Genomic DNA, 23,677 nt, shown 5'->3' with positions numbered 1-23,677 from the left:
GCGACAGGCCGCCCGGCGTTGAGCATGACGAGGTGCGAACGAACAGAAGCAGCAGATGGAACAGACGAAACAGATGGCACGGGCGGAACAGATCGATCACTCTGCTGTCCGTCGGGCACGCCTGCGTGGACGTCTACCAGGGCGCCGTGGCGTCCCTCGTCCCGTTCTTCGTCGCCGAACGCGCCTACACGTACGCGGCGGCCTCGGGCATCGTGCTCGCCGCGTCCCTGCTGTCGTCGGTGGCGCAGCCGGTGTTCGGGGCGCTCACCGACCGCCGCCCGATGCCCTGGCTGCTGCCGCTGAGCACGGCCCTCGGCGGTCTTGGCATCGCCCTGAGCGGTCTCGCCGGTTCGTACGCGCTGACGCTCCTGTGTGTGGCGGTGTCCGGGATCGGGGTGGCCGCCTACCATCCCGAGTCGGCCCGGGCCGCCCGGATCGTGAGCGCGGGGAGCCACCGGGCGATGGGCTGGTTCGCCCTCGGCGGCAACCTCGGCTTCGCCGCAGCACCGCTGCTGGTCACCGCGGTCGTCGCCGTCGGCGGACTGGGTCTGACACCGCTGCTCGTGGTCCCGGCCCTCGCCGGAAGTGTGCTGTGCCTGCCGGTGCTGCGCGCCCTGAGCGACAGGGCGCGCACCGGCCCCGACGCCACAGCCGCGACCGGAACCGAGGCCGGAATCGCGGTTGGAATCGGCGCCGGCACCGACGACGGGCCCTCGGACGACAGACGCTCGTTCGTGAGGCTGTCACTTGCGGTGGTCTGCCGTTCCATCACCTTCGTCGGGCTGAGCACGTTCATCGCGTTCTACGCCCGGGAACGCACGGGCGGCGGCACTACGGCGGGCACGGCCGCGCTGTTCGTCCTCTATCTCAGTGGTGCGGTGGGCAGTGTGCTGGGCGGAGTCCTGGCCGACCGCTGGGGCCGGGTCACCGTGGTGCGCGGCGCGTACCTGGTCACGGTGGCCGCCGTGGCCGGGGTCGTGTTCGTCCCCGGCCCGGCGATCTACGTGTTCGTGGCGCTGACCTCGATCGGTCTGTACGTGCCGTTCTCGCTCCAGGTGACCCTGGGCCAGGACTATCTGCCCACTCGCGTCGGCACGGCGAGCGGGATCACTCTCGGGCTGACGGTGAGCGTCGGCGGACTTGCGAGCCCGCTGATCGGCACGCTGGCCGACGCGACCTCCCTGCGTACGGCCCTGGCCCCGCTGGTCCTGATGCCCGCCCTGAGCTGGCTGCTGGCGCGCACCCTGCCCGAGCCCGTCACGGCTGTCAGCAGCTCGACTTCCCCGCGTACACGGCCAGTGCGGCATTGGAGCCGAGGGTCGCGGTGAGCTGGCCCGAACTGTTCACCGTCACCGTCGTGTTGCCCTGGACGTTGCAGTACGTGCCCGCCGCGAGCGAGGTCTGGTAGGTGCGGGTCAGTGAGGAGGACTCGTGGTTGATGGCCACGAAACCCTTGCTGCCCCGGCCGAAGGCGATGGCGTCGCCTCCGTTGTCCCACCAGTTGGTGACCGACTCGCCCCGGGTGGTGTTGCGGAAGGCGACCATCGACTGGATCTCCGGCCAGGCGTGCTGGCACTTCCAGCCGTCCTGCCAACAGGCGTTGACCGTACCCCCGTTGGGCGGTCCCGCGTCCGTGGAGGAGAACTCGTAGCCGGAGTTGATGTCGGGCGCGCCGTACGGGTACGCCAGCATGAAGACGTTCGCCAGGGTGTAGTTGGCGTTGTCCTTGTAGCTGAGCGTGGAGCCGTTGCGCTCGGTGTCGTGGTTGTCGACGAAGACGCCCGAGACGCCGCTGCTCATGTAGCCCCAGCCCTCGCCGTAGTTCTTCAGGTAGGCGAGGTTCTCGTTGTTGAAGACCCGCTTGAGGTCGAACGCGTACCGGAACTCCTGGACGTCGCCCGTGCCGGTGTACTCGGTCGGCTGGACGGCCTCGCCTGCGCCGTGGATGGCCTCCTGCTTCCAGTACACGGACGAGTTGCTCAGCCTGCCCTTGATGTTGGCGAGGTCGGCGGCCGGGATGTGCTTGGCCGCGTCGATGCGGAAGCCGTCGACGCCCAGCGAGAGCAGGTCGTTCATGTACTTCGCGATGGCCCCGCGGACGTACTCCTCGCCGGTGTCCAGGTCGGCGAGCCCGACGAGTTCGCAGTTCTGGACGTTGCCGCGGTCCTGGTAGTTGCTGATCTGCGAGGTGCAGTTGTCGAAGTCGGGCGAGGAGTACAGGCCCGGGTAGTCGTACTTCGTGTAGGACGAGCCGCCCGTACCGGTGCCGCTGCCCGCCGACATGTGGTTGATGACCGTGTCGGCGACGACCTTCACACCGGCCGCGTGGCAGGTGCCGACCATGTTCTGGAAGGCCGTGCGGTCGCCGAGCCGTCCCGCGATCTTGTAACTGACGGGCTGGTACGAGGTCCACCACTGCGAGCCCTGTATGTGCTCGGCGGGCGGCGAGACCTGGACGTATCCGTAACCGGCGGGGCCCAGACGGTTGGTGCACTCCTTGGCGACCGAGGCGAAGTTCCACTCGAAGAGGACGGCGGTGACGTCCTTGGTGCCGGGCGGGGAGGCGTACGCGCTGCCCGCGGTGCTCGCGGGGACGACGAACGCGGCCGCGGCGAGGGCGAGCGCGCCGGACAGAGCTCTCTTGGCCATGCGGGGGTCCTTCTCCATTGAAGGGAGGGCCGTTGAAGATTCTTGCTGCAAGATTCAACAGCCGTGCGGTGCGCCAGATAGTAGAAGCCCGCCTCCCGAAGCGGAAGGCGGGCTTCTGAAAATTCCGGAAAGTTCTTGCAGAACCCCCGAGTTGATGAACGGTCAGTCAGCGATCCACCACACTGTGGTGTCGGTCGGCAGCTTCGCCTCGCCGTCGTCCGTCACTGTCACCTCGCCGCTCGCGAGCAGCACCCGCCCGTGCGCCGGGACGGTCGCCGCCTCGCCGCCGGTGTTGGTCGTGCAGACGAACGCCCCGCGGCGGAAGGCGAGTACGCCCTCGGGCGCCTTCAGCCACTCGACACGGTCGCCCGCGCCGAGGTCGGCCTGCTCGCTCCGCACGGCGAGCGCGGACCGGTACAGCTCAAGGGTCGAGCCCGCGACCCCGCTCTGCGCCTCGACGCTCAACTCGCCCCAGCCGGACGGCTGGGGCAGCCAACTGCCGCCACTGCCGAACCCGTACGACGAGCCGTCCCGGGTCCACGGGATCGGCACCCGGCAGCCGTCGCGGAACCCGTCCTGGCCCGCGCCCCGGAAGTACGCCGGGTCCTGGCGCACCTCGTCAGGCAGGTCGACGACGTCCGGCAGGCCCAGTTCCTCGCCCTGGTACAGGTACGCGGACCCGGGCAGCGCGAGCATCAGCAGCGTGGCCGCCCGCGCCCGGCGCAGACCCAGGTCGCGGTCTCCGGCGGTACGGATCTGGGTGCCGAGCCCGGGCGGGTTGGCGAACCGCGTCGCGTGCCGGGTCACGTCGTGGTTGGACAGCACCCAGGTGGCGGGCGCGCCCACGGGCCGCATCGCGTCGAGGGTGCGGTCGACGCAGGAGCGCAGTTCCCCGGCGTCCCAATGGGTGCTCAGGTACTGGAAGTTGAAGGCCTGGTGCAGTTCGTCGGGGCGCACGTAGTTGGCGGTGCGCTCGATGGTCGGCGTCCACGCCTCGGCCACGAAGATGCGGTCACCGGCGTATTCGTCGAGGACGATCCGCCAGGCCCGGTAGACCTCGTGGACGCCGTCCTGGTCGAAGAACGGCATGACATCGTTGCCCAGCAGCTTCACCTGGTCGTGGGATCCGAGGTCCGGCAGACCGTCCGCCTTGACCAGCCCGTGTGCCACGTCGATCCGGAAGCCGTCGACGCCCATGTCGAGCCAGAACCGCAGGATCGAGCGGAACTCGTCGCCGACGGCCGGGTGGTCCCAGTTGAAGTCGGGCTGCTCGGGCGCGAAGAGGTGGAGATACCACTCGCCCGGAGTACCGTCCGGCTCGGTCACCCGCGTCCAGGCGGGGCCGCCGAAGATGGACTCCCAGTCGTTGGGCGGCAGTTCACCGTTCGCGCCCTTGCCCGCACGGAAGTGATAGCGCTCCCGCAGCGGCGAACCCGGCCCCTCAGCGAGGGCCCGCTTGAACCACTCGTGCTGGTCCGAGGAGTGGTTGGGCACGAGGTCCACGATGATCCGCAGGGCGAGGTCGTGGGCGTCGCGGATCAGCGCGTCGGCGTCGAGCAGGTTGCCGAACATGGGATCCACGGCCCGGTAGTCCGCCACGTCGTAGCCGGCGTCGGCCTGCGGCGAGGCGTAGAAGGGGCTGAGCCACACGGCGTCCACGCCGAGGTCGCGCAGATACGGGAGTCGGGAACGTACGCCCTCCAGGTCGCCCATGCCGTCGCCGTTGCTGTCGGCGAAGCTGCGCGGATAGACCTGGTAGATCACCGCGTCGCGCCACCAGTCGCGACGGTCGGCGACAGTGACGAGAGCGGAGGCCGGGGCCGGGTCGGCGGAGTGCTGGCTCATAACATCCTTGAGACGTAACTGAGTTCGGTCATTGAGTCGCCGTAGCGGCGCATGTCTTCTTCGTTTGTGGGACTGCTGATGCGGGACTACTGATGTGGGACTGCTGACGAGGCGGCCGCGGTGTCAGCGGGGTCGGATGGACACCGCGACCGCCACCCACGCCCCGAAAGGGGCGCGGGGAACTGCGCGACAAGCCACGACGGGCCGCCGGACGACCGACGACCCCACGGCTCGCCGCTCACGGCTAACCCTTCGTACCGCCCGCGGTAAGCCCGGTCACCAGGTTCTTCTGCACAAGGTAGAAGAACGCGGAGACCGGAATCGCCACCAACACCGCGGTGGCGGCCATGAGGTTGCGCTGCGCGTCGTGCTCGCTGACGAAGCTCTGCAGGCCGACGGCGAAGGTGTACTTCGTGTCGGACAGCATGAACGTCGAGGCGAAGGCGACCTCGCCGAACGCGGTGATGAAGCTGTAGAAGGCGGCCACGGCCAGCCCCGGCTTGGCGAGCGGCAGGATCAGCCGGAAGAACGTGCCGAAGGGCGAGAGCCCGTCGACGCGCCCGGCCTCGTCGATCTCGAAGGGGATGGTGTCGAAGTACCCCTTGAGCAGCCAGGCGCAGTACGGCACGGCGGTCGAGCAGTAGACGAGGATCAGGCCCAAGTAGTTGTCGATGAGCTGGAGTTCCGAAAGGATCTCGTACATCGGGACCATCAGCACGGCGACCGGGAACATCTGGGTGACGAGCAGGACCCACATGAACTTCTTGTAGCCGGGGAAGCGCATGCGGGAGACCGCGTAACCCGTCGTGGCCGCGACCAGGACGCCGATGACGGTCGTGCCGAGCGACACGAGGAGCGTGCTCCACATCCAGTCGAAGAACGGCGTGTGCTGCAGCACGAACGAGTAGTTGTCGAACGTCATCTTGCCGAGGATGCCCCCGGGGTGCAGGTAGTCGTCCTTGTCCGGGCCGAGGGACAGGTAGACGAGCCAGGCGATCGGGAAGAGCGCGATCAGGCTCGCGACGACGAGGATGCCGTGCGAGGTCAGGGAGCCGGCGAGGCTGCGCTCGCCGCGCCGCGGCCCCTTGCCCGCCGGGGCGGTGTCCGCGGGGTCCCGGTCCGCCGGGGCGGGGGACGTGACTGTGGTGGTGCTCATGGGGACTCCTGCCTCAGATCGCGAGCTGCTGCTCATTGCGGGCCAGCCAGCGGCGGTAGACGGAGGTGAAGACGATCAGGATGGAGAGCAGCAGCACGCCGTACGCGGCGGACTGCGCGTAGTCGCGCGGCTGCTGGCCGAAGCCCAGTTGGTAGGCCCAGGTCACGAGGATCTGCGCGTCCGGCGCGGTGTCGCCGAAGAGCAGGAAGATGATGGCGAACTGGTTGAACGTCCAGATGATGCCCAGCAGTACGACGGTGGAGCTGACCGACCGAAGCCCCGGCAGGGTCACGTGCCTGAAGCGCTGCCAAGCGTTGGCCCCGTCCATCTCGGCGGCCTCGTACAGGACGCCGTCGATGGACTGCAGGCCGCCGAGCAGCGAGACCATCATGAACGGCACACCGCACCAGGTGTTGACCATGATCGCGGCGAACCGCTGCCAGAAGGTGTCCTCCAGCCACAGCGGTGTGGGCAGATGCACCGCGTCCAGCATGGAGTTGATGACGCCGCCGTCGGCGAGCATGAAGCGCCAGCCGAAGACGGTGACGAAGGTCGGCACGGCCCACGGCAGGACCAGGATGAGCCGGTAGAAGGTCCGGCCGCGCAGCTTCTGGTTGAGCAGCAGCGCGAGGCCGAGGCCGATGACGTAGTGGAGCAGCACGCACAGGGCCGTCCACACGATCGTCCAGATGAAGTGCGACCAGAAGCGGTCGTACGCGGTGGGGCCCCACAGGATGTCGGCGTAGTTGTCCAGGCCGATGAACTTGTAGGTGGCGTCGATGTGGTTGACGCCGATCGTGCGGGCCGAGTTGAGGCTCGTGGCGTCGGTGAACGTCAGGTAGATGCCCCGCGCCAGCGGATAGAGCACCAGCACACCGAGCACGACGACGACCGGGGCGATCATCGCGTACGCGTACCAGTACCGCTGGTACGAGTGCTTCATGCGCTGGAGCGGGCCGGGGCGCGGAGCCCGCTCACCGCGGCGCTTGCCGGTCGCGCGGTCGATGACGACTGTCATGGTTCGACACCTTCTGGAAAATCAGCGGTTGGGCGCACGTTCTGGAGACACGGCCGGTGGCCGCCGGATCCGTCCCCCCTGACCCCTGTCACGCAGGGGCCCGGCGGATCCGACGGCCACACGGGTCACTTGCTGAAGTCGGGCACCAGCTTGGCGATCGCGGTCTCCGCGTTGCCCAGGCCCTTGTCCAGGGACTCCTTGCCACCGGCGATCTTGGGCAGTTCGGTGTCGAGCGGACCCCACAGCGAGCTGTACTCGGGCAGCGCCGGGCGCGGCTGGGCGGCGGAGAGCACGCCCTGGTAGCCGGCGATGCCCGGGTCGGACTTGACCTCGGTGGTGTAGGCGTCGTCGCGCGTCGGCAGCGTGGAGTTCTTCAGGGCGATCGTCTCCTGGGACTTCGCCGAGGTCATGAACTTCAGGAACTTGAGCGAGGCCTCCTGGTGGGCCTTGTCCGAGCCCGCGTACACGGAGAGGTTGTGGCCGCCGGTCGGGGCGCCCGCCTTGCCACTGGAGCCGGCCGGGACCGTGGCGATGCCGAGGTTGCCCTTGTCCTTGAAGGCCGAGCCCTTGTAGAAGTTCGTGATCTCCCACGGGCCCTGGACGATCGCGGCGACCTTGCCGTTGACGAACGCGTCCTGGATGTGGGCGTACGCGTCGGCGGTGGTGTCGGCCTTGTGCAGGCCGTTGCCGTCGAAGAGGCCCTGCCAGGTCTTGTAGGCCTTCTTGGCCTCGGGCGAGGCGACGGTGATCTTCTTGGCGTCGGCGTCGACCGTGTCGGTGCCCTCGCCGTAGAGGAACGACTGCGCGTAGTAGGCCTGGGTGGAGCCCCAGTAGCCGTCGACGCCCGTCTTCTTCTTGATGGTGCCGGCGTCGGTCTTGAGGTCGGCCCAGGTGGCGGGCGCCCCGTCGATGCCGGCCTTCTTGAAGAGCGCCTTGTTGTAGACCAGCGCGAGGGTGTCGGTGACCAGCGGCACACCGTACGTCTTGCCGTCGTACTTGGCCTGCTCGATCAGGCTGGGCTGGAACTTGGCCTGGTCCGCGAGGGCCTCGGTGCCGTCGAGCGGCAGGAAGAAGCCCTTCTTGGCGAACGCGGGGGTCCAGCCGACCTCGGAGCGCAGGATGTCCGGGGCGCCCTTGGAACCGGCGGCGGTGTCGAACTTGTTCTGCGCCTGGTCGAACGGCACGTTGACGTACTTGACCTTGATGCCCGGGTTGGCCTTCTCGAATTCCTTCGCGAGGGCCTTGTAGACCGGTGCCTCGTTGGTGGCGTTGGACGTGTCCCACCACGTGATGGTGACCGGGCCGTCCGCCTTGCCACTGTCGTCGCTGTCGCCGCCGCAGGCCGTCGCCGCGAGGGCGAGGGACGCCACCAGTGCGGTGGCCGCTATGCCACGCCGCATGAGTTCTCCTTGAGGGTGAAAGCCCGTGTGCTTGAGGGAGCGGCCCCGTCCGCCGTCCCTGCCGACTCTCCGACTGCACCGTTGCCGCCGCCGGGCGACGTGAACGTAACAGCGATGAAAGCGTTGCGAAAGACCTTGCAGCAAAAATATGCAAGCCCGACCGACAGTTACTCGGTCGTGACCTCTTCTCGACCGTCCTGAGCCTTGATTCATGGGCGTTCACCGGGCACGGGACCTCTGTGCAAGACTCTGCAAGGTCTTGCCATACCGACCCGTCACGGGGATCATCGGCCCGTCGGCGTCTTGCAGGGAACCCTCGTAGGGCCCCTTTCCCGCGGGCGCACACGGCGTACGCAACGGGCACAGACCGCAATGCCGACCAGAATCACGAGGGAACGCGATGACGCAGCAGCCCCGAGCGGGCCGATCAAGTGCCCGCACCCGTCGTTCGTTCGGTGGGCAGGGCGAGACCCGGCCGGTACAGTCCAGTCCTGTGACCACACGGCTTGCCGACATCGCAGCCCAGGCGGGGGTGAGCGAAGCGACCGTCAGCCGCGTCCTGAACGGGAAGCCGGGCGTCGCCGCGACCACCCGCCAGTCCGTTCTCGCCGCGCTCGACGTGCTGGGCTACGAGCGGCCCGTACGGCTGCGGCAGCGCAGCGAGGGGCTCGTCGGGCTGATAACCCCGGAGTTGGAGAACCCGATATTCCCGGCCCTGGCCCAGGTCATCGGCCAGGCGCTGACGCGGCAGGGCTACACGCCGGTCCTCGCGACCCAGACTCCGGGCGGCTCCACCGAGGACGAGCTGACCGAGATGCTGGTCGACCGGGGCGTCGCCGGCATCATCTTCGTCTCCGGACTGCACGCGGACACCTCCGCGGACATGCAGCGCTACGAGCAGCTGCGCGGCCAGGGTGTGCCGTTCGTCCTCGTCGACGGTTTCTCGCCAAAGGTGCAGGCGCCCTTCATCTCGCCGGACGACCGGGCGGCGATGGCGCTCGCGGTCACCCACCTCGTCTCGCTCGGTCACACCAACATCGGGCTCGCCCTGGGCCCGAAGCGGTTCGTGCCGGTCCAGCGGAAGATCGAGGGCTTCGTCCGCACGATGCAGGACCTGTTGGGCCTGGCCACGTCCGACATCGAAGAGCGTCTGGTCCAGCACTCGCTGTACACGCTGGAGGGCGGCCAGGCGGCCACCGCGGCACTCATCGACCGCGACTGCACGGCCATCGTCTGCGCGAGCGACATGATGGCGCTCGGTGCCATACGGGCCGCACGGCAGCGCGGCCTCGACGTCCCCAAGGACATCTCCGTCGTCGGTTTCGACGACTCCCCTCTGATCGCGTTCACGGACCCGCCCCTCACGACGGTCCGCAAGCCGGTCCCGGCCATGGGCCAGGCCGCGGTACGTACGTTGCTGGAGGAGATCGGCGGGACACCGGCGCCCCACAGCGAGTTCGTGTTCATGCCGGAACTGGTGGTGCGGGGTTCCACCGCTTCGGCTCCTGGGGACCGAAATCGTACGTAAGCAGTAGGGCCCGACCTACTCCGGGTGTAGAACGTGCGGGCAGGACCCACCCGAGGGATGATCGGTGGGGAAGGGCTTATCTGGCAGACTCTGTCTCTATGGGTGAGAGCACCGTGACGACACTGGAAGGCCAGGAGCAGGCCGCACACCAGCCCGTCGCGGACGAGGCGAACAGCCGCGCGGGGCAGGGTTTCCTGCGCCGCTTGCGCACGCCTCGCCGCCCCCGGCTCTGGTTCGAGATCCTGCTGATCGCGGTGAGTTACTGGACGTACTCACTGATCCGCAACGCGGTCCCCGAGCAGCGGACGAAGGCGCTGGAGAACGCCGACTGGATCTGGAAGGTCGAGCACCACCTCGGCATCGCCGTGGAGGAGTCCGTCAACCACGGCGTGAACTCGGTGACTTGGCTGATCGTCGGCATGAACTACTACTACGCGACGCTGCACTTCGTGGTGACGCTGGGCGTCCTGGTGTGGCTCTACCGCAGCCACCCGGGCCGTTACGCGGCAACGCGCATGGTCCTCTTCGCCACAACGGGTGTGGCTCTGGTCGGTTACTACCTGTATCCACTGGCCCCGCCCCGCCTGATGAACGGCAGCGACTTCATCGACACGGTCGTGGTCCACCAGACCTGGGGCTCCATGGCCTCCGGCGACCTGAAGAACATGTCGAACCAGTACGCCGCGATGCCGTCCATGCACATCGGCTGGTCCCTCTGGTGCGGCCTCACGATCTTCGCCCTGGCGTCGGTGCCGTGGGTCCGTGTCCTCGGCCTGCTCTACCCCACGGCGACCCTGGTGGTCATCGTCGCCACGGCCAACCACTTCTGGCTGGACGCGGTGGGCGGCATGATCTGCCTGGCCTTCGGCTACACGGTGGCAAGGCTCTGGTACGGATCACTGCCGTACGCCCTGCCGCAACTGGTCCCGGCGAAGCCGCCGAGGCGATCGTTGCTGCGGACGAAGGCGTAGGGAGCCGGGAGCCTACGCGGGTCCGGTGCGGCCCGGTGCGGTTGGGCAGCACCCCCAACGAGGCGCCGGGCCGTGACAATTTGCGGCCCCGCCGCGTGGGCGCGACAAACCCCCACCGCCCCGCAGCCGAAACCCGACCGCCAGCCGCCGACCACCCTCAGGCCGCGCCACCGGCCTCCCTCAGCGCGCTCACGAAGCTCCGCAGAGCCGGCGACTGCGTCGCCCCCTCCCGCACGGCAGCAAAGATCGACCGCACCGGCTCCGGCCCCCGAACCTCCCGCACCACAACGCCCGGATGCCGACTGCCCAGCCCCAGCCGCGGCACAAGACTCACTCCCAGCCCCGCCGCGACGAACCCCTGCGCGGTCGCATAGTCCCCGCTGTCCACCACGAACCGCGGCCGGAACCCGGCGGCCTCGCACGCCGAGAGCTGGGCATCGAGGCACGGCCCGGGCCACTCGCTGCCCACCCACGGCTCCTCGGCAAGGTCGGCCAGCGCGACGGTCCCCCGCCCGGCCAGCGGATGCCCCTTGGGCAGCACGGCGAGGTAGGGATCGTCGAGCAGCCGCACAAGCCGCACACCGTCGGGCCCTGCCTCCTCCGAGGGCCGGACCACGAGCGCCAGATCCGCCCGCCCCTCCTTCACGTCCGGCAGCGAGTCCTCGAAGTCGACGAGCTTCAACTCGACCTGCACGCCGGGATGTTCGGCCCGCACCCGGGCAACAGCCGGAGCCACCAGTGCGGCCCCCGCCGTGGCGAAGTACCGCACGGCGAGCCGCCCCGTACGCCCCTCCAGCAAGTCGACGAGCGCGGTCTCGGCCTCGGCGACCTGCCGCCCGATGACGTCCGCGTACTCGGTGAGCATCAGCCCGGCCGCGGTGGGCCGCACTCCGCGCCCGACCCGTTCGAGCAGAGGCGTACGAGCCTCCTTCTCCAGCACGGCGATCTGCTGGCTGACGGCGGACGGCGTATAGCCGAGCCGCGCGGCAGCCGCCGTAACGGACCCGCTGGTCACCACGGCCCGCAGCATCTGCATACGTCGCACATCAAGCATGCAGCAGAGCTTAACAGTGCATGCAAGATCCTTCACTTGTCCTTACACCACACTCTGCCTCACCGTGGACGCATGCCGCTCACATCGACCCTCCGCATGGCTGCCCTGGCCCTCCTCTGGGGCTCCGGCTTCCTGTGGATCAAACTGGCCCTGAACCACGGCCTGTCCCCCGCCCAGATCACGATCACCCGCTGCGCCCTGGGCACGGCGGTACTCCTCCTCCTGGCCCGCTCGGCAGGCCAACGCCTCCCCCGCGACCGCGCGACCTGGACCCGCCTCGCCATCGCGGCCCTCTTCTGCAACGCGATCCCCTTCGCCCTCTTCAGCATCGGCGAGCAGACGGTCGACTCGGGCATCGCGGGCGTACTGAACGCGACAACTCCCCTGTGGTCCCTGCTGCTCGGCATCCTCCTGGGCACGGACCGCGGACTGGGCCGCGTCCGCCTGACCGGCCTGTTCCTGGGCTTCGCGGGCACACTCCTGATCTTCGCCCCCTGGCAGCGCTCGGCGGGCCTGCTGACCTGGGGCGCCCTGTCGCTCCTGGCCGCCGCGGCGAGCTACGCCATCGCCTTCGCGTACATGGCCCGCAAACTCACCGACCAGGGCGCCCCGATAGCCATGTCGGCGGCCCAACTCCTGGCCGCCACAGCCTGGACGACCCTCTCCGCCCCCACCGCCGGCCCTCTGCACACCGACGCCACGGGCCTCCTGGCGCTCACCGCCCTGGGCATCCTCGGAACGGGCGTCACCTTCTACCTCAACTACCGCCTGATAGCGGACGAGGGCCCCACCAGCGCGGCAACGGTCGGCTACCTACTGCCAGTTGTCTCCGTCGCACTGGGCGCCCTGGTCCTCAACGAGTCCACAGGCCCGCGCATCTGGGCAGGCATGGCAGTGGTCCTGACCGGCGTGGCGATGACCCGCACCCGCAGGACGTCGGAAGGGGACGTGGCGGGGTGTCCGCCCGCAGCGGATGGCGCGTCCGCGCCGGGCTCCCTCTCCAAGGCCACCCAATCGCGCCAGACCGAGGACGGACACCCCGCCGCGTCCCCGCCCTCGCTCGCCGATCAGGCGCACGAACGACGACCCGCAGAATCCTGGGGCGGCCCAAACCACATCAGGGGCGCGGGGAACGGCGCGACAAGCCCCCACTGACCCGCACCCGCTGAACAACCGCCGACAACCCCCGTCCGCTCAGCGGCCCCCTACCGTTCAGCGGCCCCATAGAACATCTCCTCGACAACAGCCCGAGCCCGCCGAGTAGTACGCCGATAGTCATCGAGCATGTCCCCCACATGCCCCGGCCCATACCCCAAGTACCGCCCCACGGCAGCAAGTTCACGCCCGTCGGAGGGGAACGTATCCCCCGCCCGCCCCCGCACCAGCATCACCGCATTGCGCACCCGAGTGGCAAGAACCCAGGCCTCGTCCAGAGTCGAAGCGTCCTCGCCAGAGATCAACTCCGCCGCACAAGCCGCCGCAAGAGCCTCCCGCGTACGAGTGGTCCGCAGCCCCGGCTCCGCCCACCCGTGCCGCAACTGGAGCAACTGAACGGTCCACTCCACATCGGACAGCCCACCCCGCCCCAGCTTGGTGTGCAACGTCGGATCGGCCCCGCGAGGCATCCGCTCGGACTCCATCCGAGCCTTCAACCGCCGGATCTCCCGAACGGCATCCTCGCCGAGCCCCTCCGCCGGATACCGCAGCGGATCAACGAGCTCGATGAACCGCCGCCCCAACTCCTCGTCCCCGGCGACGACTTCGGCCCGCAGCAAGGCGTGCGCCTCCCACACGAGAGACCACCGCCGGTAATACGCCTCGTACGACTTCAACGTCCGCACCAGCGGCCCGGACTTCCCCTCGGGCCGCAGATCCGCGTCGATCAGCAACGGCGGATCGGCACTGGAAACCTCCAACAACCGCCGCATCTCCGAGACAACGGAGTTCGCGGCCCGAGAGGCTTCCTGCTCATCGACCCCTTCCCGGGGCTCGTGCACGAACAACACATCCGCATCGGACCCGTAACCCAACTCATGGCCGCCGAAGCGCCCCATGCCGATCACCGCGAACCGGGTGGGCAGGCTCTCCCCCCACCCGTCCCGCACCACGGCCCGCAAGGCGCCCGCGAGTGTCGCCGCCGTCAGATCCGAGACGGCCCCGCCGACCAGATCCACCAGCGCACCCTGGTCGGCGTTGGCCGGCGTCTCCTCGGTCCCGTAGGAGTTCACGATGTCGATGGCCGCCGTACGGAACAACTCCCGCCGCCGCACGCCACGCGCGGCGGTGACCGCGGCCTCGCCGCCACTGGCGCGCCCGACGGCCGCGAGGATCTCCTGTTCCAGATGGGCCCGGCTGCGGGGTTCGAGCCCGCCGCCGTCCCCGTCCCCGAGCAGCGCCACGGCCTCGGGCGCCCGCATCAGCAGATCGGGCGCCAGCCGCCCGGCCGACAGCACGCGGGCGAGATTCTCGGCAGCGGCCCCTTCGTCCCTCAACAGGCGCAGATACCAAGGGGTCTTGCCCAGTGCGTCGGACACCTTGCGGAAGTTGAACAACCCGGCATCGGGGTCGGCGGAGTCGGCGAACCAGCCCAACAGGACAGGCAGCAGGGTCCGTTGGATGGCGGCCTTCCGGGAAACCCCGGAGGCGAGCGCCTCCAGATGCCGCAGCGCGGCGGCGGGATCGGCGTACCCCAGCGCGACCAGCCGCTCCCGCGCCGCGTTCGTGCTCAACCGGCTCTCGCCGGGCGCGAGTTGGGCGACGGCGTCGAGCAACGGCCGGTAGAAGAGCTTCTCGTGCAGCCGCCGCACCACGGAGGCGTGCCGCTTCCACTCCCGGTTCAGCTCGGCGATGGGGTCGGTGCGCAGCCCCAACGACCGCCCGATACGCCGCAGATCGGCGTCTTCCTCGGGCACGAGATGCGTACGCCGCAGCCGGAAGAGCTGTATGCGGTGCTCCATGGAACGCAGGAACCGGTAGGCGTCCTCGAGCAGCACGGCGTCGACACGCCCCACGTACCCGCCCGCGGCCAGCGCCTTCAAGGCGTCCAGCGTGGTCCCGCTGCGCAACGACGTGTCGGCCCGCCCGTGCACCAACTGCAGCAGCTGCACGGCGAATTCGACGTCCCGCAGACCGCCGGGACCGAGCTTCAGCTCGCGCTCGATCTCGGCGACGGGGATGTTCTCGACCACCCGCCGCCGCATCTTCTGCACATCGGGGACGAAGTTCTCCCGCTCGGCGGCCTGCCAGACGAGCGGCGCGAGCGTGGCGACGTACGTCTCCCCCAGTTCGACGTCCCCGGCAACGGGCCGGGCCTTCAACAGGGCCTGGAACTCCCAGGTCTTGGCCCACCGCTGGTAGTAGGCGAGGTGGCTGCTGAGCGTCCGAACGAGCGGCCCGTTCCGTCCCTCGGGCCGAAGATTGGCGTCGACGGGCCAGATCGTCCCCTCCACCGTGGTCTCGGAACAGATCCGCATCAGATGGGAGGCCAGCCGAGTCGCGGCCCGCAGGGCCTTCCCCTCATCGGCCCCGTCGACGGCCTCCCCGACGAAGATGACATCGACGTCGGAGACGTAATTGAGCTCGTGTCCCCCGCACTTGCCCATGGCGATCACCGAGAGCCGGCACATCGCGGCGTCCTCGGGCGCGGCCGCCCGCGCGATGTCGAGCGCGGCCCGCAGGGTGGCGGTCGCGAGATCGGCGAGCTCGGCGGCGGTCTGCGCGACGTCGGTCGTCCCGCACACGTCACGCGCGGCGATGGACAGCAGGCACCGCCGGTAGGCGACCCGCAGCGTCACGGGGTCGGAGGCCTCGGCGAGCCCGCGTTCGAACTCCGCGGTGCCCGGGTGCAGGTCCTGCGGCTCGTACATCACGAGGGCCTGCCAGTCGAGCGGATGCCGCGCGAGGTGGTCGCCGAGCGCGGCGGACGCGCCGAGCACCCCGAGCAGCCGGTCGCGCAGCGGCTTGGCCGCGATCAGCGTGTCGAGCAGCTCCCGCTGGGCCGTGTGACCGTCCTGCGCCTCGACGAGCCGTACGAGCCCGAGCAGCGCCAGGTCCGGATCGGCGGTGGCTCCGAGCGCGTCGAGCAGCACCGGATCGTTCCGTATCGGCGCGAGCTCCGCGCTCTCCATGAGCCGCTCGGCGGCGGACGGATCGGTGAAACCGTGCCGCAGCAGCCGCGTGAAGGTACTGCTCCTGCGCCCCGGCGTCATCATCCCCGGCCTCCGGTTCCTCCAACGGATCAAGGTCGTACGGCCCTGAGCCTAACCGGAGAGTCCGCGGGAAGCGCCTGGACGCGGGACAGCGGTTTCAGCGCGCCAGGACCATCGTGGCCGGTCGGTGGGGGTTCACGAGAACCGTGCTGCCCGCCGTACGGCCCGGAAGCTCGATGCTGCCGCCGGGCGGCACTGCCACGAGCGCGTCCCGTCGGCCGACGGACGGCACCAGGACCCGTTCCACGGTGCCGGGGCGCGCGCTCCCCGGCAGTGACGCGTACTGCACGTCGAGGCACTGTTTCCGCAACCGTGCCAGTACGTCGGCGACGGGTGCGCCCGCCTCGACCTCCGGGAGCACCGCGTCGCGCGTGGCCCGGTCGTCCAGGCCCTCGCACGAAGGGTTGCCCGCCGGCGGTGTGGGCTGCCCGTACCGACCCCCGTGCGGCGCGGACAGCGTGAGGCGGGTGGTGTCCCCGGTGGCGACGTTCGTCGTGTCGATCCGGATGGTGTCCCGGCGGAGCCACTGCAGCGGGTGCCCGTCGAGGTCGGCCCGCACCCAGTTCGCGGTGTCGACCAGGAAGGCGGTCTCGACCGCGGTCTCGTCGAAGGGCGGCAACCGCGACACCCGGCCGCGCGAGGCCCGCTCCGCGACCGGTTCGGGCCAGTGCCTCAGCACGACCAGGAGCCTGCCGTCGGGCCGGTCGAACGCGTGCGCCCGGCCCATAGGCGCCGGGTGGGCGCCTACCGCTGCGACGGCCTCCCGGGAGGCTCCGGAGACCTGGATGCCGCCGCGGGGACCGAGCTCGAACCGCACGGTCGAGAACGCCGTGTCCTCCGCCGCCCCTGCGGTGGTGTCGGGCGCGCTGTCGCACCCCGTGGCGAGCAGTGCGGCGACGAGAGCGGTGGCACCTCCGACGAGCGTCGCGGGGTAGCGAAGTCGCGGATACGAGTGCGGGTGTGGGTAGCGGTGCGGGTGCGGGTGCGGGTGCGGGTGCGGGTGCGTACGAGCGTCATGGGTGCGCTGGTGAACATGCACAGGATGCCCCTTGCCTCTTCCGTTGCTGCTGTCGCTTCTGTCTCTTCCGACGGCCGAGGTGGCCGTCGTCTTCGAGACTGCGCCCGCCAACGGCCGTGGCCCATTCGTCATTTGGCGAATCTCCGGCCCACGGCGGCACGGAAGGGGCGTACATTCGCGACAGGCGAGAACCGGCCCCGGGAGGCCGTCATGACAGCGACCGGCACAACGGCCGAGGCCCACCTGCGGCGGATGGCGGACATCCTCGACGAGGCCCGCCACGACCTCTCGAACGCGGTACCTCCGCAGTCACTGCTGCTCGGGCTGCAGCGCCTCATCCCCTGCGACTACGCCTGCTTCTCGGAGCTGGACATCCCGACGCGGATCAACGTCAACGAGCAGGAGACCCCGTACGACAGCTCGGGCAACACGGGCGAAGACGACGGCTCGATGGACGGGTACTGGCGCTGGCGGCACCAGCATCTGCAGTGCACGTGGGTCGCGGGCCCGCACAGCAGTCCCGAGGCACACCAGATGACGGACTTCATGTCGGTGCGCGAGCTGATGAACCTGCCGATCTACACCGAGTGTCTGAGCCCGTTCAAGTGCATCGCCGCGGTCGCCCTGCCCACGGCGCCCAACCGCACCCGGGTCTTCCAGTTCATGCGCGAGGACCCGAAGCCCTTCACCGAGCACGAGATGACGACCCTGCGGCTGATGGCACCCCACCTGTACACGCTCTATCAGGAGGCCGCTCTCAGGCGCGGACCCCGTGTGCGACTGACCCGGCGCGAGCTGGACGTCCTGCGCTGCGTGGCCCGCGGCCTGGCCACCCCGCAGATCGCCGAGCAGCTCGTCGTCTCCCCGAGCACCGTGCGCAAGCACCTGGAGAACGCCTTCGGCAAGCTGGGCGTGTCGAGCCGGACCGCCGCCGTGGCCCGGATGTTCCCGGAGACGGAGGTCCTGTGACCGGCCGCCGGCTCGCCCGGTGGCCGTCGGACCGATGAGTTCCGTCGGCGGGCGGGGTCAGTCCTGGTGAGGAATCATCCAGTCATCCGCCAGGTCCAGGAGGAGAGCTCATGGAAGCACGGGCCGAGTTGGACGCCCGCTACAGCGACGAGACCGCCACCGCACGCCCCTGGTCAGAGGCCGAGGCGCTGCTCGCCGAGGCCGAGTTGTTCTGGATCTCGACCGTACGGCCCGACGGACGGCCGCATGTCACGCCGCTGCCCACCGTGTGGTCGGACGGCGCGCTGCACTTCTGCACCGGGCCCGAGGAGCGCAAGGCACGCAACCTCTCGCTGAACCCGAGCGTCGTACTGACCACAGGCACCAACACCTGGAACAAGGGGTACGACCTCGTGGTGGAGGGCGAGGCGGTCCGGGTGGCCGACGACGACAGGCTGCGGGCGCTGGCCGAGGCGTGGGAACGCAAGTACGGCAGTTTCTGGCACTTCGACGTCGCCGACGGGCACTTCCACCACGGCGCCGGAAAGGCCCTCGTTTTCTCGGTGGCGCCCGGGACCGTTTTCGGCTTCGGTAAGGGAGAACCGTTCAGCCAGACCCGCTGGCGGTTCGCCTGACATACGGCCTCACGACGAGACGCCTGCGACAACGCGTACGACAAAGGAGTCGTTACATGGACATGGCCCTAGAAGTGATCACGCTTCCCGTCACCGACATCGACCGGGCGAAGGCCTTCTACCAGGACAAGGTCGGCTTCCACGTCGACCTCGACACCGAGGTGATGCCGGGCGCCCGCGTGGTCCAGCTGACACCCCCCGGTTCCGGCTGTTCGATCGCGCTCGCCGATGGGATCCCCATCCCGACGGGAACACCGCAGCCGGGCACCTATCACGGCCTGCAACTGGTCGTGGCGGACGCCAAGGCGGCCTACGAGGAACTGACCGCCCGTGGCCTGGACGTCAGCGAACCCGTCCAGTACGCCCCGCAGGACGGCGGCACCTTCATGCACTTCACAGACCCGGACGGCAACGGCTGGGCCATCCAGGAGTTCCGGGAGCGCGCCACAAAGCCCCTGCACAAACTCATGACGGACCTGGCCGAACAGACACCGTGACGGATCCTCTTGCCGGCTGACCCCACGGCCGGGGTCGTCGGGGAAGTTCCCGGACAGTGAGTGCGCCCGCCGCCGAGCGGCCGGACCGTCGAAGCCTCTGAGGTCCCGGGCGGGGACGGCGTCCGCGCCGAACTCGGCGGCGAGCGAGCGCCACGTTCACCGCACGCACCAGCCAGGGGTCGGCGTTCGCGGAGGGCCCATCGGCCGACTTCGCGGCATGCGCCTCCGGGAACTGACCCGCCCACCTCAACACGCAGCACGCCGCCTGGACGATCACAGGCCGTCCAGAGCATTCATGATCGCCGACACGACACGGTTCCGCCGGCGATGGCTCTTGCTGCAGAAACGCCGCCTGCGCCACCGGCTCCTCGGCTGCGGCACCGGAACACCACACCACTTGCACGGCCGCGTTAGCCCCACCGGATCCCCACCCATGCCGCGACTGTAACGGGCGCCCGGATCCCCCGCATGAGGCGTCGATGACAGCAACCGGCCCAGGCCTGTAAACGCCGTGGGGCCGACGGTCAGTAGTGACCGTCGGCCCCACGTGCCGTTCTGACGAGGGAAGACCCTCTGGCCTGCCCCTACAGCACCGGCAGGTTCTTCCGCAGCTCGAAGGCGGTCACCTCGGAGCGGTACTCCTCCCACTCCTGGCGCTTGTTGCGGAGGAAGAAGTCGAAGACGTGTTCGCCGAGGGTCTCGGCGACGAGGTCGCTGCGTTCCATGAGGGTCAGGGCCTCGCCCAGGTTCTGGGGAAGCGGCTCGATGCCCATCGCGCGGCGTTCGGCGTCGGAGAGGGCCCAGACGTCGTCCTCGGCGCCCGGCGGGAGCTCGTAGCTCTCCTCGATGCCCTTGAGGCCGGCCGCGAGGAGCATCGCGTAAGCCAGGTACGGGTTCGCACCCGAGTCGAGGGAGCGGACCTCCACCCGTGCCGAGCCCGTCTTGCCGGGCTTGTACATCGGGACGCGGACGAGGGCCGAGCGGTTGTTGTGGCCCCAGCAGATGTACGAGGGAGCCTCGCCGCCGGCACCGGCGGTGCGCTCGGAGCCGCCCCAGATGCGCTTGTAGGAGTTGACCCACTGGTTCGTCACCGCCGCGATCTCCGCCGCGTGCTTCAGCAGGCCCGCGATGAAGGAGCGGCCGACCTTGGAGAGCTGGTACTCCGAGCCCGACTCGTAGAAGGCGTTGCGGTCGCCCTCGAAGAGGGAGAGGTGCGTGTGCATGCCACTGCCCGGGTGCTCCGAGAACGGCTTCGGCATGAAGGTCGCGTTCACGCCCTGCTCAAGCGCCACCTGCTTCATGACCAGGCGGAACGTCATGATGTTGTCCGCCGTCGACAGCGCGTCCGCGTAGCGGAGGTCAATCTCCTGCTGGCCCGGGGCGCCCTCGTGGTGGGAGAACTCGACCGAGATGCCCATCGACTCCAGCATGGTGATCGCCTGGCGGCGGAAGTCCATGCCGACGTTCTGCGGGGTGTGGTCGAAGTAGCCGGAGTTGTCGGCGGGCGTCGGGCGTGAGCCGTCGACCGGCTTGTCCTTCAGCAGGAAGAACTCGATCTCCGGGTGGGTGTAGAAGGTGAAGCCCAGGTCGGAGGCCTTGGCCAGGGCCCTCTTCAGCACGTACCTCGGGTCCGCGAAGGACGGCGAGCCGTCCGGCATGAGGATGTCGCAGAACATCCGGGCCGTACCGGGGGCCTCCGCACGCCACGGCAGGACCTGGAAGGTCGAGGGGTCCGGCTTGGCGATCATGTCGGACTCGTAGACGCGGGCGAAGCCCTCGATGGCCGACCCGTCGAAGCCGATGCCCTCGTCGAAGGCCTGCTCCAGCTCGGCCGGGGCCACGGCCACCGACTTGAGGAAGCCCAGCACGTCCGTGAACCACAGGCGTACGAAACGGATGTCGCGCTCTTCCAACGTACGGAGCACGAACTCCTGCTGCTTGTCCATCTTCCGCTTCCACCCAATCTTGCTGGTCAGGCCGCCTGCTCCCGTCCCAGGGAGGCGGTCGGGCACCTGCGCATCACACCACAACAGCATTTCATGCGCGTTGCGGACCTCGATCGCCCGGCCGACCTCCGCCTGAACGCCTCACGTACGGCAGGTGTACCGCTCTGACGCCCATCTTGCCTGCTGAGTGCCGCACATGTAATGGCCGACCACTGCCGTCTCTCCTCACCTTGTCGCCCCTCGTCTCTTAATTTGCATTTCAGATACCAATTTAACTACCGTGCGGGGCAGTCGAGCCCGAGGAGCCAAGATGCTGTCCGAGCAGTCCGCCGCCACCGTCCGCGCCACCCTCCCTGCCGTCGGCGCGGCCCTGGGAGAGATCAGCGACCGCTTCTACGAGGGGCTCTTCGCGGCCCACCCGGAGCTGCTGCGCGACCTCTTCAACCGCGGCAACCAGGCCTCCGGCACCCAGCGCCAGGCCCTGGCGGGCGCCTTCGCCGCCTTCGCCACGCAACTCGTCGAGCGGCCGGACGAGCGGCCCGACACGATGCTGAACCGCATCGCGCACAAGCACGCCTCCCTGGGCATCGCCCCCGAGCAGTACCCCGTCGTCCACGAGCACCTCTTCGCCGCCATCGCCGAGGTGCTGGGCGAGGCGGTCACCCCCGAGGTCGCGGCCGCCTGGACCGACGTCTACTGGCTGATGGCGAACGCGCTCATCGCCATCGAGAAGCGGCTGTACGAGGAGAGCGCGGCCACGGGCGGTGGCGGGGGATGGCGCGCCTGGGAGGTCGTCGAACGCGTCGAGGAGACCACGGACGTCGCCACCTTCCTGCTGCGTCCGGCCGACGGCTCCCCCGCACCGGACTTCCGGCCCGGCCAGTACGTCTCCGTACGCGTCGAACTGCCCGACGGGGCCCGCCAGATACGCCAGTACAGCCTGGCCGGCACCCCCGGCTCGTCCGTACGCCGGATCGGGGTGAAGCGGATCCACGGCGGTACGACACCCGAAGGCGAGGTCTCGAACCACCTCCACGCGCGCGTGCACGCAGGCAGCACGGTCGAGCTGTCCTCCCCGTACGGCGATCTCGTCCTGCGCCACGACGACGGCACCGCGGACACGCCCGTGCTCCTCGCCTCCGCCGGTATAGGTGTGACCCCGATGATCGCCATGCTGGAACAGCTCGCGGTCACCGGACACCGCGGCCCGGTGACCGTCGTGCACGCGGACCGCTCCCCCGCCGAGCACGCGCTGCGCGCCGAGCACGAGGCGTACACGGCGAAGCTCCCGGATGCCGCGGCCCACTTCTGGTACGAGCACCCGGAGCCGGGCCACCCGGCCGACCGCACGGGTCTGGTAGACCTCTCCGGAGTGGCGGTCGCGTCGGGCACACGCGCGTACCTGTGCGGTCCACTGCCCTTCATGCGCGCGGTACGCGGCCGGCTGATCGAGAAGGGGGTCGCGCCCGCCGACATCCACTACGAGGTGTTCGGACCCGACCTCTGGCTCGCACAGAGCACACAGGACTAGGGAGTCCCGGCTAGGGAGCCCGGGAGATGTCCAGCAGCAGCGGCCCGGTCGGGGAGGCGACCATGTCCGTGACGGTCAGCGGGTCGAGGGAGGCGTAGAAGGCCTCCTGGGCCCGGCGCAGGGCGCCGCGCAGGCGGCAGCCGGAGTTCAGCGGGCAGGGGGTGGAGCCCTCGCAGTCGACGACGTCGCCCTCGCCCTCAAAGGTCCGCACGACCGCTCCGACCGAGGCCGTACGCCCCTTCTCGGTGAGCGTGAGGCCGCCGCCCCGGCCGCGCCGGGCGTCGAGGAGGCCGAGGTGCTGCAGCTCGGCGACCACCTTCGCGGCGTGCGTGTACGGCACCTCCATGCCGTCCGCGACCTCGCGGGTCGTGGGCGACGCGCCGTCGGCGACCGCGAGCCGCATCAGGACGCGCAGAGCCAGGTCGGTCGATCGCAACAGCCGCATACCGGCAGCGTAAATAATGCGCATCCCAGGTTCAAATTATCGCCGGGAGCCCCGGGCATTTGGCCATTCCTCCGGCCTCCCCGCATACATCCACTTCTCCCCCACTACGATCAGCGGACCACTCGACTGTCCCTTTTCCCCAGAAGGACCACCCCATGGGTTCCGCCAAGAAGACAGAGTCCAAGTCGCGCAAGGCGCGGATAGAGGAGATGCGGCGTGCCGAGCAGGCCCGTGAGCGCCGCAGCCGGATCCTCACGATCACTGCCAGCGCGATCGTCGTCGCCGGTCTCGTCGCCGGCGGTGCCTTCCTCATCAGCTCGCAGTCGGACGACAAGGACAGCGCGTCGGGCGACTCGAAGTCGACGTCGGGGAAGTTCGTCACGGGCAAGGACGGGGTGAAGACGTGGAGCACCAAGCTCACGCAGAACCACGTCACCAAGGACGTGAAGTACCCGATGGAGCCCCCGGTCGGCGGTGACCACAACCAGGTGTGGATGAACTGCAACGGCGACGTCTACACCAAGGCGATCAAGAACGTGAACGCCGTGCACTCGCTGGAGCACGGCGCCGTCTGGGTGACGTACAACAGCAAGGCGTCGGACGCGGACGTGAAGGCGCTCTCCGAGAAGGTCAAGAAGACCCCGTACACGCTGATGAGCCCGGTCGAGGACCAGAAGGACCCGATCATGCTCTCCGCGTGGGGCAGCCAGCGTACGGTGACGAGTGCGAGCGACCCGGCCGCCGCCAAGTTCTTCGAGACGTACGTGCAGGGCAAGCAGACGCCCGAGCCGGGCGCCGCCTGCACCAACGGCCTGTCGCAGTGAGGAA

The 23,677-nt window shown here is 69.4% G+C and carries 19 protein-coding genes; 9 read left to right on the top strand and 10 right to left on the bottom strand.

What is annotated here, in order from left to right; genetic code table 11:
- The first annotated feature begins 125 nt into the window (after positions 1-125).
- Positions 126-1,328, top strand: coding sequence for an MFS transporter (locus OG718_RS37950; protein ID WP_443055212.1), 1,203 nt, complete (start codon positions 126-128; stop codon positions 1,326-1,328).
- Here OG718_RS37950 and OG718_RS37945 read toward each other — a convergent pair.
- The 5 genes from OG718_RS37945 to OG718_RS37925 form a co-directional block, all read right to left on the bottom strand.
- A complete protein-coding gene (locus OG718_RS37945) occupies positions 1,267-2,649 on the bottom strand; it encodes an alpha-amylase (protein ID WP_143631236.1) in 1,383 nt (460 codons plus the stop codon). The genes OG718_RS37950 and OG718_RS37945 overlap by 62 nt on opposite strands.
- Positions 2,650-2,811: 162 nt before the next feature.
- Positions 2,812-4,494 carry a glycoside hydrolase family 13 protein gene (locus tag OG718_RS37940; protein ID WP_328846344.1) on the bottom strand — a complete coding sequence of 561 codons (1,683 nt, stop codon included), beginning with the start codon at positions 4,492-4,494 and terminating at the stop codon, positions 2,812-2,814.
- Positions 4,495-4,738: 244 nt separating this feature from the next.
- Complete coding sequence (locus OG718_RS37935) at positions 4,739-5,650, bottom strand: sugar ABC transporter permease (RefSeq protein WP_306940416.1); 912 nt, start codon at positions 5,648-5,650, stop codon at positions 4,739-4,741.
- 13 nt (positions 5,651-5,663) lie between these two features.
- Positions 5,664-6,668, bottom strand: coding sequence for a carbohydrate ABC transporter permease (locus OG718_RS37930; protein ID WP_189838267.1), 1,005 nt, complete (start codon positions 6,666-6,668; stop codon positions 5,664-5,666).
- A 125-nt stretch (positions 6,669-6,793) separates the two neighbouring features.
- Positions 6,794-8,068: an extracellular solute-binding protein gene (locus tag OG718_RS37925; RefSeq protein ID WP_328846343.1), complete on the bottom strand. Its 1,275-nt coding sequence runs from the start codon at positions 8,066-8,068 to the stop codon at positions 6,794-6,796.
- A gap of 493 nt (positions 8,069-8,561) precedes the next feature.
- On the opposite strand from OG718_RS37925, the gene OG718_RS37920 reads away from it, so the two are divergent.
- Together OG718_RS37920 and OG718_RS37915 are read left to right on the top strand one after the other, a co-directional pair.
- Entirely contained in the window at positions 8,562-9,596 is a 1,035-nt protein-coding gene (locus tag OG718_RS37920) for a LacI family DNA-binding transcriptional regulator (RefSeq protein ID WP_306940414.1), read from the top strand.
- A 98-nt stretch (positions 9,597-9,694) separates the two neighbouring features.
- Positions 9,695-10,567, top strand: a complete 873-nt coding sequence (locus OG718_RS37915; RefSeq protein WP_328846342.1) for a phosphatase PAP2 family protein — start codon at positions 9,695-9,697, stop codon at positions 10,565-10,567.
- Positions 10,568-10,724: 157 nt separating this feature from the next.
- Here the strand turns inward: OG718_RS37915 and OG718_RS37910 are convergent, their stop codons facing one another.
- Positions 10,725-11,621 carry a LysR family transcriptional regulator gene (locus OG718_RS37910; protein WP_328846341.1) on the bottom strand — a complete coding sequence of 299 codons (897 nt, stop codon included), beginning with the start codon at positions 11,619-11,621 and terminating at the stop codon, positions 10,725-10,727.
- Positions 11,622-11,693: 72 nt separating this feature from the next.
- Here OG718_RS37910 and OG718_RS37905 point away from each other — a divergent pair, with 72 nt between their 5' ends.
- Positions 11,694-12,776: a DMT family transporter gene (locus tag OG718_RS37905; protein ID WP_328846340.1), complete on the top strand. Its 1,083-nt coding sequence runs from the start codon at positions 11,694-11,696 to the stop codon at positions 12,774-12,776.
- 50 nt (positions 12,777-12,826) lie between these two features.
- Here the strand turns inward: OG718_RS37905 and OG718_RS37900 are convergent, their stop codons facing one another.
- Together OG718_RS37900 and OG718_RS37895 are read right to left on the bottom strand one after the other, a co-directional pair.
- Entirely contained in the window at positions 12,827-15,832 is a 3,006-nt protein-coding gene (locus OG718_RS37900; protein WP_143631254.1) for a bifunctional [glutamine synthetase] adenylyltransferase/[glutamine synthetase]-adenylyl-L-tyrosine phosphorylase, read from the bottom strand.
- Between the two features lie 94 nt (positions 15,833-15,926).
- Positions 15,927-16,868, bottom strand: coding sequence for a hypothetical protein (locus OG718_RS37895; RefSeq protein WP_328846339.1), 942 nt, complete (start codon positions 16,866-16,868; stop codon positions 15,927-15,929).
- Positions 16,869-17,057: 189 nt separating this feature from the next.
- Between OG718_RS37895 and OG718_RS37890 the strand changes: the two genes are divergently transcribed.
- From OG718_RS37890 to OG718_RS37880, 3 genes are all read left to right on the top strand, one after another.
- The gene (locus OG718_RS37890) at positions 17,058-17,816 is read left to right on the top strand and encodes a response regulator transcription factor (RefSeq protein ID WP_328846338.1); all 759 of its coding nucleotides are present in this window, start codon (positions 17,058-17,060) and stop codon (positions 17,814-17,816) included.
- Between the two features lie 110 nt (positions 17,817-17,926).
- Positions 17,927-18,430: a pyridoxamine 5'-phosphate oxidase family protein gene (locus OG718_RS37885; protein ID WP_143631258.1), complete on the top strand. Its 504-nt coding sequence runs from the start codon at positions 17,927-17,929 to the stop codon at positions 18,428-18,430.
- A gap of 56 nt (positions 18,431-18,486) precedes the next feature.
- Positions 18,487-18,927 (top strand): VOC family protein, encoded by a 441-nt coding sequence (locus OG718_RS37880; protein ID WP_143631260.1) that lies wholly within the window; start codon positions 18,487-18,489, stop codon positions 18,925-18,927.
- Positions 18,928-19,511: 584 nt separating this feature from the next.
- Here OG718_RS37880 and glnA read toward each other — a convergent pair.
- The gene (gene glnA, locus OG718_RS37875) at positions 19,512-20,873 is read right to left on the bottom strand and encodes a type I glutamate--ammonia ligase (protein WP_055611155.1); all 1,362 of its coding nucleotides are present in this window, start codon (positions 20,871-20,873) and stop codon (positions 19,512-19,514) included.
- Between the two features lie 310 nt (positions 20,874-21,183).
- Between glnA and OG718_RS37870 the strand changes: the two genes are divergently transcribed.
- Positions 21,184-22,404, top strand: a complete 1,221-nt coding sequence (locus OG718_RS37870) for a globin domain-containing protein (RefSeq protein WP_143631262.1) — start codon at positions 21,184-21,186, stop codon at positions 22,402-22,404.
- A 10-nt stretch (positions 22,405-22,414) separates the two neighbouring features.
- Here OG718_RS37870 and OG718_RS37865 read toward each other — a convergent pair whose 3' ends face one another.
- Positions 22,415-22,849, bottom strand: coding sequence for an RrF2 family transcriptional regulator (locus tag OG718_RS37865; protein ID WP_143631264.1), 435 nt, complete (start codon positions 22,847-22,849; stop codon positions 22,415-22,417).
- Positions 22,850-23,004: 155 nt separating this feature from the next.
- Between OG718_RS37865 and OG718_RS37860 the strand changes: the two genes are divergently transcribed.
- The gene (locus OG718_RS37860; protein WP_143631266.1) at positions 23,005-23,673 is read left to right on the top strand and encodes a DUF3105 domain-containing protein; all 669 of its coding nucleotides are present in this window, start codon (positions 23,005-23,007) and stop codon (positions 23,671-23,673) included.
- The last annotated feature ends 4 nt before the right edge of the window (positions 23,674-23,677 follow it).

The sequence above is a fragment of the Streptomyces sp. NBC_00258 genome (genome assembly GCF_036182465.1).
In the GTDB taxonomy this organism is placed as follows: domain Bacteria; phylum Actinomycetota; class Actinomycetes; order Streptomycetales; family Streptomycetaceae; genus Streptomyces.
This window is presented reverse-complemented; position numbering and strand designations above follow the sequence as displayed.

Bases quoted from the DNA above. Each gene is read 5' to 3' on its own strand.
- glnA (WP_055611155.1), bottom strand. From the start codon at position 20,873: ATGGACAAGCAGCAGGAGTTCGTGCTCCGTACGTTGGAAGAGCGCGAC.
- OG718_RS37915 (WP_328846342.1), top strand. From the start codon at position 9,695: ATGGGTGAGAGCACCGTGACGACACTGGAAGGCCAGGAGCAGGCCGCA.
- OG718_RS37905 (WP_328846340.1), top strand. From the start codon at position 11,694: ATGCCGCTCACATCGACCCTCCGCATGGCTGCCCTGGCCCTCCTCTGG.
- OG718_RS37940 (WP_328846344.1), bottom strand. From the start codon at position 4,494: ATGAGCCAGCACTCCGCCGACCCGGCCCCGGCCTCCGCTCTCGTCACT.
- OG718_RS37945 (WP_143631236.1), bottom strand. From the start codon at position 2,649: ATGGCCAAGAGAGCTCTGTCCGGCGCGCTCGCCCTCGCCGCGGCCGCG.
- OG718_RS37885 (WP_143631258.1), top strand. From the start codon at position 17,927: ATGGAAGCACGGGCCGAGTTGGACGCCCGCTACAGCGACGAGACCGCC.
- OG718_RS37860 (WP_143631266.1), top strand. From the start codon at position 23,005: ATGGGTTCCGCCAAGAAGACAGAGTCCAAGTCGCGCAAGGCGCGGATA.
- OG718_RS37880 (WP_143631260.1), top strand. From the start codon at position 18,487: ATGGACATGGCCCTAGAAGTGATCACGCTTCCCGTCACCGACATCGAC.
- OG718_RS37865 (WP_143631264.1), bottom strand. From the start codon at position 22,849: ATGCGGCTGTTGCGATCGACCGACCTGGCTCTGCGCGTCCTGATGCGG.
- OG718_RS37900 (WP_143631254.1), bottom strand. From the start codon at position 15,832: ATGATGACGCCGGGGCGCAGGAGCAGTACCTTCACGCGGCTGCTGCGG.
- OG718_RS37890 (WP_328846338.1), top strand. From the start codon at position 17,058: ATGACAGCGACCGGCACAACGGCCGAGGCCCACCTGCGGCGGATGGCG.
- OG718_RS37910 (WP_328846341.1), bottom strand. From the start codon at position 11,621: ATGCTTGATGTGCGACGTATGCAGATGCTGCGGGCCGTGGTGACCAGC.
- OG718_RS37870 (WP_143631262.1), top strand. From the start codon at position 21,184: ATGCTGTCCGAGCAGTCCGCCGCCACCGTCCGCGCCACCCTCCCTGCC.
- OG718_RS37935 (WP_306940416.1), bottom strand. From the start codon at position 5,650: ATGAGCACCACCACAGTCACGTCCCCCGCCCCGGCGGACCGGGACCCC.
- OG718_RS37930 (WP_189838267.1), bottom strand. From the start codon at position 6,668: ATGACAGTCGTCATCGACCGCGCGACCGGCAAGCGCCGCGGTGAGCGG.
- OG718_RS37925 (WP_328846343.1), bottom strand. From the start codon at position 8,068: ATGCGGCGTGGCATAGCGGCCACCGCACTGGTGGCGTCCCTCGCCCTC.